Here is a 10,784-nt window from a genome sequence, read left to right as displayed (position 1 = left end):
CCTACGGGCGATCCGTAGCAGGGGATGCGGCGCGTCGCCACTGTGATTCGTTCTCGATCATCCACGTGAGCAGGTGCTCGGCTGCCGCTTCGTCGGAGTCCGGGCCGACAAGAAGATCAGCGAACGCCTGGCTCGGCGCGACGATGCGGATGCCGTCGCGAGTGAGCAATCGGTCGAACGCGGACGGTGAGAGGGGAGCGGTGATCCACACGTCACCGCCGGATTCCACACGCCGAAGGCCGAGAGCGTCGGCGAACTGGTCGACGTTGTCGGCATGGAAGTGTGCGCGTTGGGTGGGCGCATACCGAGCAAAGGGCGCCGCGGCCACCGAGGCGGTACCGGCATAGATGTGACCGCTGAGCTGACGCAGTTGATCGAAGAGTGCTTCCAAGCCGTCCGGCGCGTGAAAGCCGTGAGGCGTCGGTGCTTTGGCCCCGGCTTCAGCCGCCCATTCACGAAGCATCTTCGGCCAGCGGACGTCGCCGATTCCGCCGCGGGGGAGCCTGGTCACCAGTTCGCGATCCGAGAGTGTCTGAACCACCCGATAGGTTGCTCCCGTCGACGCACCGGCCAGGCGCACCAAGGCAGTGATCGCCAGCGGCGCCGCGAAATCGGCAAGCGCACGCACGACGCGAGCTGACGGATCGCCCGTCAGCTGTCCTGAGGGACGTCCGGGCCCCCGCCACGGATCGGCATCGGCTCCGCGTCCACGAACCCAGACGGCGGGTCGATCAGCGGTCAACGACACGTTGCCCGTGGCATCTGCGTACGAGATCGCGTGGGAATCGAGCTGCCGGCGGACCGGCTCGGACAGATATTTTGCGCACACGAAGCCCGATTGACCGGTGGGGAAGCGATCGGCGATACCGGGAACGTCGCTGCTCAGGACACCGTGAGCGGCGTACACACCGAATTTGGCCACCGCGCCGTCAGGGGAGCGGAGGTCGAGACGGAGCGGCGCCTCGGACAGGTCGGGGGAGCGCTGTGTCGACAAAGACCAGGTAGGAGGCAAATTTTCTTCGATGACGGCAACCGATCGCCGAAAAATGTCGATCGGTCGTTCCGGTTCCGACTCAGATTCGCTCATGTTCCAACGGTATCAATATCTGTCGCCGACGGAAACATATGATTTTCAGAATATGGCTCATCCTGACAATCACAAGGCAACGGCGGTCATTTTCCCCAATCGCCTCACCGTTCGCACAACAAAAATTCCGAAAGCGGCCCAGACCGATCAGCGTTGCTTCGGCATCACCAGGGGAGCGACGACGGCGAGCAGTATCGCGGGGATCAGGAAGCTCGCGGCAGGCGAGGAGTCGTAGATCGGTGTCAGGGCCAGAGGAGCAAGGGCAGCGCCGCCGAAGCGCATCGCTTGGACAACCGACACGGCGCCGCCGCGGTTCGGGCCCTCGGAGCCGAGTACCGCCGCGTTGACGCCTACCAGGACGAACTGGCTCGCGACGCCTGCGACAAACCATGCGATCGCGATCACCGGCACCAAGCCGGCGAGGCCGACGATGGATACCAGAACTGCACCGCCCAGGGCGCCGATCATCACGGAGGAGCGTGCTCCGATGCGATCGATGAGGCTTCCGATGCGCCGGGCCGAGATAATGCCGGCCACACCGAAGACGGTGAGCAGCAGGCCACGGACGGTGGGGGACAGTCCGAACTCGTCTTCGAAGCGGAAGGCAAGCAGGAAGCTCAGCCCACCGAGAGCGCCCCAGCCGAGCAGTGCAGCGATGCCGATCCGGAGCACTTCGGGGCGCAGTGCATCCCGTAGGCGTGCGGGAGTAGTTGCTGTCTGCGCTTCGGACTTCGGGAGTCCGACGGCTCCCAGGACGCCTGCGACCACTGCAATGACGAGAAAGGCCAGACGCCAATCGAATTCGGCCGCGAGGCCGCCGATCAACGGAGCTGACGACTGCCCTGCGGCTTGGAAAGCACCGAAGGCTCCGAGCGCTCGGCCCAGTCGAGCCTGCGGTGTTGCGGCCGCCAACGAAGCAAGCAGTAGCGGTGTGGTGAATGCGTTCGCGGAGCCCTGCAGTACCCGGGCGGCCAGGAAGATCTCGAGAGTGGGGGCGAGGAAGCATGCCAACGACGCGAAAACGTAGACCCCGTACGCGATCCGCACGGTCCGGACTTTGCCCCACCGCGTCCCGAGTGTCCCGGACACCAACATCAGAGCGGCGAAGGGGAGCAGGTACGCGGTGAGCGAGGAGGCGGCCGCCGACGGACCGACCCCGAGATCGTCACCGATCTCGGGGAGGATCGAAGCAACCACACCGCCGCCGAACGGGCCGAGGAACCCGCCGGCGTACAGCGCGATCAGTTGAAGTCGGAGGCGCAGGGGGCGCGGTGTACTTCCGCCTTCTTCCTCTGGAGTGTTCTTGCTCACAGCCCGAAGCTGCCGGGGCCTCGCCGTCTGAGGTAGCGCTCGAATTCCGCGGCGATGGCGTCGCCGTCGATCTTGGAGATCGCTTCGCTGATGTCGGTTTCAGCGTCGCCCCGTTCTTCCAGGGTGCGCACGTATTCGCCGATTTCCTCGTCGTCCGCGGTCATTTCGTTGACCGCTTCCTCCCAGTCTTCCGACTGAGCTGGGAGCTCCCCGAGGGGGACCTCGATGTCGAGAACATCCTCGACGCGTTGAAGGAGGGCCACTGTGGCCTTCGGGTTGGGTGGCTGCGACACGTAGTGCGGAACCGCTGCCCAGAACGAAATAGCGGGTACACCAGCACGAACGCACTCGTCCTGAAGGACTCCGGTTATGCCCGTCGGTCCTTCGTAGCGGGTCTGTTCCAGATTGAACCGGGCGGCGGATTCACTGCTGTACGCGGTGCCTGTGACCGGGACCGGGCGTGTGTGCGGAGTGTCGGCAAGCAGTGCGCCGAGGATGACCACGGTCTTGACGTTCAGTTGGTCGATCAACTCGAGCAGATCCTCGCAGAAGCTGCGCCACCGCATGTTGGGTTCGATCCCGCGCAGCAGGACGATGTCGCTCTCGCTGCCAGGAGGCGAACAGACCGACAAACGTGTTGCCGGCCAGACGATTTCGCGGGTGACTCCGTCGACCTGACGGACCGTGGGACGGTTGACCTGATAGTCGTAGTAGTCCTCGGAATCGAGTTCGGCGAGCGGCTGGGCATCCCAGATCAGCTCGAGATGTTCGACCGCACCACTGGCCGCGTCACCGGCGTCGTTCCAGCCCTCGAAAGCTGCAACGAGGATGGGATCACGTAGGACAGGGATGTCGCCCTCGAGGCGGTCGCTGCTGTCGACGGCAAAGCCGTCAGGACTCTCGAAGGCCGCGGAATCGTCGAAATCGACCGGGCCATCGGGAGTGACGGGGAACTCACTTGGACTCACCCACCCAGCCTACGGCCAGAGCTTGTCGGTGCGCCCACTACTCTGGACGGCATGTCTGCCCCATTTAACTCTGCCCTGCTTGATGCGCTGAAACAGCGCGTTGTCATCGGCGACGGAGCGATGGGCACCATGTTGCAGGCCGCGGACCTCACCCTGGACGACTTCCTCGGCCTCGAGGGGTGCAATGAGATCCTCAACGACACCCGTCCCGACGTGCTCAAAGACATCCACCGTGCGTACTTCGCCGCTGGTGCCGATGCCGTCGAGACCAACACCTTCGGTTGCAACCTGCCCAACCTCGCCGACTACGACATCTCTCACCGGATCCGCGAACTCTCGGAAAAAGGTACTGCTCTCGCCCGCGAAGTAGCGGACGAGATGGGACCCGGCCGTGACGGAATGGCCCGATTCGTACTCGGCTCGATGGGGCCGGGAACCAAGCTTCCCAGTCTCGGACACGCACCGTACGCAGTCCTTCGTGACGCGTACACCGAAGCTGCGCTCGGCATGATCGACGGTGGCGCCGACGCCATCCTCGTCGAAACCTGCCAGGACCTGCTTCAGGTGAAAGCTGCAATCCTCGGCAGTCAGCGTGCGATGGAGCAACTCGGACTGCGGTTGCCGATCATCACGCACGTGACGGTCGAGACAACCGGAACGATGCTCCTCGGCAGTGAGATCGGTGCGGCGCTGACGGCACTCGAGCCGCTCGGTATCGACATGATCGGTCTGAACTGCGCCACCGGGCCGGCCGAGATGAGCGAACACCTCCGACATCTCTCCAAGTACTCGACGCTGCCGGTGTCGGTCATGCCCAATGCCGGCCTGCCGCAACTCGGCCCCAAGGGCGCCGAGTACCCGCTGACCGCCGACGAACTGGCCGAAGCCCTCAGCGGCTTCGTCTCCGAGTTCGGACTCGGTCTCGTCGGTGGCTGCTGCGGTACGACACCCGAGCACATCAGTGCGGTGGCCGAGGCGGTCCGTCAGGTCGAGAAGGCGCAGCGCACTCCGATCCACGAGCCGAGCACCTCTTCGCTGTACTCCGCGGTGCCGTTCGAGCAGGACGCCAGCATCCTGATGATCGGCGAACGCACGAACTCCAACGGCTCCAAGGCTTTCCGCGACGCAATGCTCTCCGCGGACTACCAGAAGTGCCTGGACATCGCCAAGGACCAGACCCGCGACGGCGCCCACATGCTCGACCTCAACGTCGACTACGTGGGCCGTGACGGTGCCGCTGACATGTCAGAGCTGGCAAGCCGCTTGGCGACGTCCTCGACGCTGCCGATCATGCTCGACTCCACCGAGCCTGCTGTTCTGCAGGCCGGTCTCGAGCACCTCGGTGGACGCTGCGCCGTCAACTCCGTCAACTACGAAGACGGCGCCGGCCCGGATTCGCGTTTCCACAAGATCATGACGCTCGTCAAGGAACACGGCGCCGCGGTTGTCGCCCTGACGATCGACGAAGAAGGCCAGGCTCGCACCGCCGAGACCAAGGTTGCCATCGCCAAGCGTCTGATCGAGGACATCAAGGGAAACTGGGGACTCGCCGAGTCCGACATCATCGTCGACGCGTTGACCTTCCCCATCTCGACCGGTCAGGAAGAGGTTCGACGCGACGGCATCGAGACCATCGAAGCCATCCGTCAGCTCAAGGCCGCCTACCCGGAACTGCACTTCACCCTGGGTATCTCGAACATTTCGTTCGGTTTGAACCCGGCCGCACGTCAGGTCCTCAACTCGGTGTTCCTGCACGAGTGCACCGAGGCCGGTCTGGACACGGCGATCGTCCACGCGTCCAAGATTCTGCCGATGGCCCGAATCCCGGACGAGCAGCGTGAAACCGCGCTCGACCTGATCTACGACCGTCGTAGCGAGGGCTACGACCCACTGCAGAAGCTGATGGCTCTCTTCGAGGGCGTTTCCGCTGCGTCGGCGCGCGAGTCCCGTGCACAGGAACTCGCGGGACTTCCGCTGTTCGATCGTCTCGAGCGTCGCATCGTCGACGGTGAGCGCAACGGCCTCGACGACGACCTCACCGAGGCGATGACGATCAAGCCGCCGCTGGCCATCATCAACGAGACTTTGCTGTCCGGCATGAAGACGGTCGGTGAGCTCTTCGGCTCCGGTCAGATGCAGCTGCCGTTCGTGTTGCAGTCGGCCGAGGTCATGAAGGCTGCGGTGGCCTTCCTCGAACCGCACATGGAAGCCACCGACGAGGACGGCAAGGGCCGCATCGTGATCGCGACTGTCAAGGGCGACGTTCACGACATCGGCAAGAACCTGGTCGACATCATCTTGAGCAACAACGGCTACGAGGTTGTCAACATCGGCATCAAGCAGCCGATCGCGACCATCCTCGACGTCGCGTTGGACAAGAAGGCAGACGTCATCGGCATGTCCGGACTGCTCGTGAAGTCCACTGTCGTGATGAAGGAGAACCTGCAGGAACTCAACGCACGCGGTGTCGCCGAGAAGTTCCCGGTTCTGCTCGGCGGTGCGGCGCTGACGCGCTCGTACGTCGAGAACGATCTGCAGGAGGTGTACGAGGGCGACGTCAGCTATGCCCGCGACGCCTTCGAGGGTCTGAACTTGATGGACCAGATCATGACGACCAAGCGTGGCGGCGGCCCGGCGCCGGACAGCCCGGAGGCCATCGCAGCTCGCGAGAAGGCTGCCGAGCGCAAGGCCCGTCATGAGCGTTCCAAGCGCATCGCCGAAAAGCGTAAGGCTGCAGCGGTTCCCGTCATCCTGCCGGAGCGTTCCGACGTTGCCACCGACATTGCGGTTCCGACGCCGCCGTTCTGGGGCTCGCGGATCGTCAAGGGCATCTCTCTGTCCGAGTACTCGGGCCTGCTCGACGAGCGCGCTCTCTTCCTCGGCCAGTGGGGTCTTCGCGGTCAGCGCAAGGGCGACGGTCCGACGTACGAGGAACTGGTCGAGTCGGAAGGCCGTCCGCGGCTTCGATACTGGCTCGATCGCCTGACCTCCGAGGGCATCCTCGCGCACGCCGCTGTTGTGTACGGGTACTTCCCGGCGATCTCGGAGGGCGACGACGTCATCGTGCTCACCGAGCCGAAACCGGATGCACCCGAACGGTTCCGGTTCACTTACCCGCGTCAGCACCGCGACCGATTCTTGTGCATCGCGGACTTCGTCCGCTCGCGCAAGGACGCCGAGGCCACAGGCCAGGTCGACGTGCTTCCGTTCCAGCTGGTGACGATGGGTCAGCCGATCGCGGACTTCGCCAACGAGCTGTTTGCGTCGAACTCGTACCGCGATTACCTCGAGGTGCACGGTATCGGCGTCCAGCTCACGGAATCGTTGGCCGAGTACTGGCATCGACGTGTTCGTGAGGAGTTGGTGCTTCCCGAGGGGCATACCGTCGCGGAGCAGGATCCGACCGAGGTTGCCGGGTACTTCGATCTCGAGTACCGCGGCGCTCGTTACTCGTTCGGATACGGCGCGTGCCCGGACCTCGAGGATCGTGCCAAGTTGGTGGCGTTGCTCGAACCCGAGCGGATCGGCGTCGAATTGTCCGAGGAACTGCAGCTGCATCCCGAGCAGTCCACTGACGCTTTTGTCCTGCACCACCCGGAAGCAAAGTATTTCAATGTCTGAGTTGTTGACCGAGGTATCCGAAACGACCCTCGGTGGAGTCCTGTGGGACATGGACGGCACCCTGCTCGATTCGGAGAAGCTGTGGGACATCGCGCTTCGTGAGTTATCCCTGCGCCTGGGCGGACCGATGACGGAAGCAACACGCATCGCCGTCATCGGTGCGTCGAGCCCGTTCGCCCTGGCGACGGTGTTCGACGCGCTCGGCTTGGAGAAGCATCCCGATGCCATCGCCGAGGCGAAGGACTGGATGTACACCCGCGTCGGCGATCTGTTCGAGGACGGCGTGACCTGGCGACCGGGCGCTCGCGATGCACTGTCGACCGTGCGTGACGGTGGTCTGCGTTCTGCACTGGTCACCAACACCGAGCGAGTTCTGGTCGATCGGGCGCTCGCCATGCTCGGCCGCGAGTTCTTCGACCACTCGGTATGCGGCGACGAGGTCCCCAACGGAAAACCGGCGGCGGATCCGTACCTGCGCGGCGCGCACCTGCTCGGACTCGAGCCGGCGCAGTGCCTCGCGATCGAAGATTCACCGACCGGTACGGCGTCGGCCAGCGCTGCGGGTTGCGCGGTGCTCGTCGTTCCGTGTGAGGTCGACGTCCCGGCCGGTCCTGGCCGCGTGTTCCGAGAGTCCCTGGTGGACTTGTCCATTCACGATCTTCACGACGTTCACTCGAGCGCGGCACGTTAGGCTGGATTTGCTGTGGCTATTCCGAAAATTGTTCTGTTCTACCAGTTCACGCCCTTGGCGGACCCGGAAGCGATCAAGCTGTGGCAGCACAGCCTCGCTGAGTCGAACAACTTGACGGGTCGGATCATCGTCTCGCCTCACGGGATAAATGCGACGGTCGGCGGAGACATCGAGGATGTCAAGCGATACGTCCGAGGTACTCGTGGCTACGGGCCGTTCCGCACCGCTGACATCAAGTGGTCGGACGGACTCGGTGACGATTTCCCTCGCCTGAGCGTCAAGGCTCGCTCGGAGATCGTGACGTTCGGTGCCCCCGACGAGCTGAAAGTCGACGAGAACGGTGTAGTCGGCGGCGGAGTTCACCTGGCACCCAAGGAACTACACGAACTCGTCGACAGTCGCGGTGACGAGGTCGTGTTCTTCGACGGGCGCAATGCGTTCGAAGCCGAGATCGGCCGTTTCCGAGATGCAGTGGTTCCGGACGTGGCCACCACTCGCGAATTCGTCGACGAACTCGACAGCGGCAAGTACGACCATCTCAAGGGCAAAGCCGTGGTCACCTACTGCACCGGAGGAGTGCGCTGCGAGGTCTTGTCTTCACTGATGCGCTCACGTGGCTTCGACGAGGTCTACCAGTTGGACGGCGGAATCGTCCGTTACGGTGAAACTTTCGGCGACCGCGGTCTCTGGGACGGTTCCCTGTACGTGTTCGACAAGCGGATGAACATCGAGTTCTCATCCGAAGCCAAGACGCTCGGCGTCTGTGTCGACTGCGGTACTCCGACGCCGCGGTTCCGCAATCGGATCGACGGTGACGGTCGCACCCTCGAATTGCTCTGCGAAAGTTGTTCACCAGACCTCGAGCAGGACTGAGCAGTGCCCAAGGCTCCGTTGCCGATCCGAAACGGTCTCGGGCCGGATCGGCTGCGGATGCCGGCCGGGTCGTCCGCGCGTACCGTCCTCGAACATCTGATCGCCGAGAATCCGGGGGAGCGGGATCTGTGGGCGGATCTCGTGAACGCCGGGGATGTCGTCGACGAGCACGGGCGGAAGATCACCGGCGAAACGCCCTATCAGCCGACCCGTTTCGTGTACTTCTACCGCGAACCAGCTCCCGAGATTCCGGTCCCGCACGAGATCGAGATCCTGTACCGCGACGACTCGATTCTCGTGATCGACAAACCACACTTCCTGGCGACCATTCCGCGGGGAGCACACATTGTCGAAAGCGCGGTAGTGCGACTGCGTCGCGACCTGGAACTTCCGGATCTTGCGCCAGTTCACCGCCTCGACCGGATGACGGCGGGGGTCATCGTGTTCACCGTGACACCGGACCTACGACGGCCGTACCAGGAACTTTTTGCCGAGCAGCGGATCGTCAAGGAATACGAGGCGATTGCAGGCTTCGATCCGGACCTGACTTTCCCTCGCACGGTGCGCAGTCGCATCAACAAGGTTCACGGCGAGATGACGGCCACCGAGATCGCAGGCGAGCCGAACAGTGAGACCTCGATGGAACTGATCGAGGTGGTCACCGACTCGGCCGGCCGGACACTTGGGCGATACAAGTTGCTCCCACGGACCGGCCGGACCCATCAGCTTCGCCTGCATCTGAACTCGCTCGGTATCCCGATCGTCGGTGACAATTACTACCCCGAGTACCTACCCGCGGTGCCCGGCGACTTCTCCACGCCATTGCGATTGCTGGCAAGGGCACTGGAATACCCAGATCCGATCACCGGGCAGATCCGCAGGTTCGAGAGTTCGCGCAACCTCGACGCAGGGCTGTGAACACCGCTGTTCGTGGGCGTGTGAAAACCGCTTCCGTCCTCGTGAAAGAATGTCTACCCGTGAAGACCTTCGAATCCTTGTTCGCCGAATTGACCGAGCGTGCTGCTACTCGCCCCGAGGGGTCCGGCACTGTCGCCGCCCTCGACGCCGGTGTGCATGCGCAGGGCAAAAAGGTCATCGAGGAAGCCGGTGAAGTGTGGATCGCCGCGGAATACCAGAGCGATGAGCAGCTAGCCGAGGAAATTTCCCAGTTGCTGTACTGGACGCAGGTGTTGATGGTCGGTCGCGGACTGACCCTCGAGGACGTGTACCGACATCTGTGATCGGAGCTGACCAGCGAGATGTTCGCCATCTCGCTGGTCCAGGGCTTCCGATTCACGTCGTCTCACGTCAACCACACCTTCCGAAAGGACATCCACCATGCTGCGCGTAGCAGTTCCCAACAAAGGCTCACTGTCCGAGTCCGCCGCCGAGATTCTCAGTGAGGCCGGCTACCGTCGACGCACCGATTCCCGTGATCTGACGGTCCTCGATCCTGCCAACCAGGTCGAGTTCTTCTTCTTGCGCCCCAAGGACATTGCGATCTACGTCGGCTCCGGTGAACTGGATCTCGGCATCACCGGTCGCGACCTCGCCGGCGACTCGGGAGCTCCCGTGTCCGAGCGTCTGTCGCTGGGCTTCGGCCGTTCGTCGTTCCGCTACGCAGCACCGGCCGGCAAGGATTGGACGGTCGAGGATCTGTCCGGCCTTCGCATTGCGACGTCGTACCCGAACCTCGTCCGTAAGGACCTCACAGATCGCGGACTCGATGCCACCGTCATCCGTCTCGACGGCGCCGTGGAGATTTCGATTCAGCTCGGTGTCGCCGACGCGATCGCCGACGTGGTCGGATCGGGTCGCACTCTCCGTCAACACAACCTCGTGGCATTCGGCGAATCGCTCTGCGATTCCGAGGGTGTGCTGATCGAGCGCACCGGCGCCCCGCAGGACGATCCCGCACGCAACCAGCTCATCGAACGCGTACGCGGAATTGTCTTCGCTCAGCAGAATCTGATGATCGACTACGACTGCCCGCGCACCATTCTCGACGATGCCATCAAGATGACCCCCGGTATGGAGTCGCCGACACTCTCGCCGTTGGCCGATCCCGACTGGGTCGCGGTTCGCGCGATGGTCCCGATCAAGGGACACAACCAGGTGATGGATGCCTTGGCGGAACTCGGTGCCAAGGCCATCCTCGCGTCGAACATTCGCTCGGTACGCGCTTTCTGATCACTGCCTGAACAGATTTACGCGTATTCGCGCCCGTTCCTGA

9 protein-coding genes are annotated in these 10,784 nt (G+C 63.5%); 6 read left to right on the top strand and 3 right to left on the bottom strand.

Annotation, left to right across the window (positions count from 1 at the left end; all coding sequences use genetic code 11):
* Position 1 precedes the first annotated feature (1 nt).
* The 3 genes from QM716_RS14570 to QM716_RS14560 form a co-directional block, all read right to left on the bottom strand.
* Positions 2 to 1,087, bottom strand: a complete 1,086-nt coding sequence (locus tag QM716_RS14570) for a helix-turn-helix domain-containing protein (protein ID WP_230815679.1) — start codon at positions 1,085 to 1,087, stop codon at positions 2 to 4.
* Between the two features lie 147 nt (positions 1,088 to 1,234).
* Positions 1,235 to 2,398: an MFS transporter gene (locus QM716_RS14565; RefSeq protein WP_502942044.1), complete on the bottom strand. Its 1,164-nt coding sequence runs from the start codon at positions 2,396 to 2,398 to the stop codon at positions 1,235 to 1,237.
* Positions 2,395 to 3,249 carry a PAC2 family protein gene (locus QM716_RS14560; protein WP_223257810.1) on the bottom strand — a complete coding sequence of 285 codons (855 nt, stop codon included), beginning with the start codon at positions 3,247 to 3,249 and terminating at the stop codon, positions 2,395 to 2,397. Before QM716_RS14560 ends, QM716_RS14565 begins: the two co-directional genes overlap by 4 nt.
* 168 nt (positions 3,250 to 3,417) lie before the next feature.
* Here QM716_RS14560 and metH point away from each other — a divergent pair, with 168 nt between their 5' ends.
* The 6 genes from metH (at position 3,418) to hisG (ending at position 10,741) form a co-directional block, all read left to right on the top strand.
* The gene (metH, locus tag QM716_RS14555; RefSeq protein WP_283304760.1) at positions 3,418 to 6,987 is read left to right on the top strand and encodes a methionine synthase; all 3,570 of its coding nucleotides are present in this window, start codon (positions 3,418 to 3,420) and stop codon (positions 6,985 to 6,987) included.
* Positions 6,980 to 7,678, top strand: a complete 699-nt coding sequence (locus tag QM716_RS14550; RefSeq protein WP_283304759.1) for an HAD family hydrolase — start codon at positions 6,980 to 6,982, stop codon at positions 7,676 to 7,678. The genes metH and QM716_RS14550 overlap by 8 nt, the downstream gene beginning before the upstream one ends.
* 12 nt (positions 7,679 to 7,690) lie before the next feature.
* Positions 7,691 to 8,551 carry an oxygen-dependent tRNA uridine(34) hydroxylase TrhO gene (gene trhO / locus QM716_RS14545; RefSeq protein ID WP_283304758.1) on the top strand — a complete coding sequence of 287 codons (861 nt, stop codon included), beginning with the start codon at positions 7,691 to 7,693 and terminating at the stop codon, positions 8,549 to 8,551.
* Positions 8,552 to 8,608: 57 nt separating this feature from the next.
* Positions 8,609 to 9,469, top strand: a complete 861-nt coding sequence (locus tag QM716_RS14540; protein WP_502942053.1) for a pseudouridine synthase — start codon at positions 8,609 to 8,611, stop codon at positions 9,467 to 9,469.
* 59 nt (positions 9,470 to 9,528) lie between these two features.
* The gene (locus QM716_RS14535) at positions 9,529 to 9,792 is read left to right on the top strand and encodes a phosphoribosyl-ATP diphosphatase (RefSeq protein WP_003944933.1); all 264 of its coding nucleotides are present in this window, start codon (positions 9,529 to 9,531) and stop codon (positions 9,790 to 9,792) included.
* 97 nt (positions 9,793 to 9,889) lie between these two features.
* The gene (gene hisG / locus QM716_RS14530; RefSeq protein WP_095970083.1) at positions 9,890 to 10,741 is read left to right on the top strand and encodes an ATP phosphoribosyltransferase; all 852 of its coding nucleotides are present in this window, start codon (positions 9,890 to 9,892) and stop codon (positions 10,739 to 10,741) included.
* Positions 10,742 to 10,784: the final 43 nt, after the last annotated feature.

It is taken from the genome of Rhodococcus sp. IEGM 1409, assembly GCF_030056735.1.
Lineage (GTDB): Bacteria > Actinomycetota > Actinomycetes > Mycobacteriales > Mycobacteriaceae > Rhodococcus_F.
This window is presented reverse-complemented; position numbering and strand designations above follow the sequence as displayed.

Bases quoted from the DNA above. Each gene is read 5' to 3' on its own strand.
- QM716_RS14540 (WP_502942053.1), top strand. From the start codon at position 8,609: ATGCCGGCCGGGTCGTCCGCGCGTACCGTCCTCGAACATCTGATCGCC.
- QM716_RS14570 (WP_230815679.1), bottom strand. From the start codon at position 1,087: ATGAGCGAATCTGAGTCGGAACCGGAACGACCGATCGACATTTTTCGG.
- QM716_RS14550 (WP_283304759.1), top strand. From the start codon at position 6,980: ATGTCTGAGTTGTTGACCGAGGTATCCGAAACGACCCTCGGTGGAGTC.
- metH (WP_283304760.1), top strand. From the start codon at position 3,418: ATGTCTGCCCCATTTAACTCTGCCCTGCTTGATGCGCTGAAACAGCGC.
- hisG (WP_095970083.1), top strand. From the start codon at position 9,890: ATGCTGCGCGTAGCAGTTCCCAACAAAGGCTCACTGTCCGAGTCCGCC.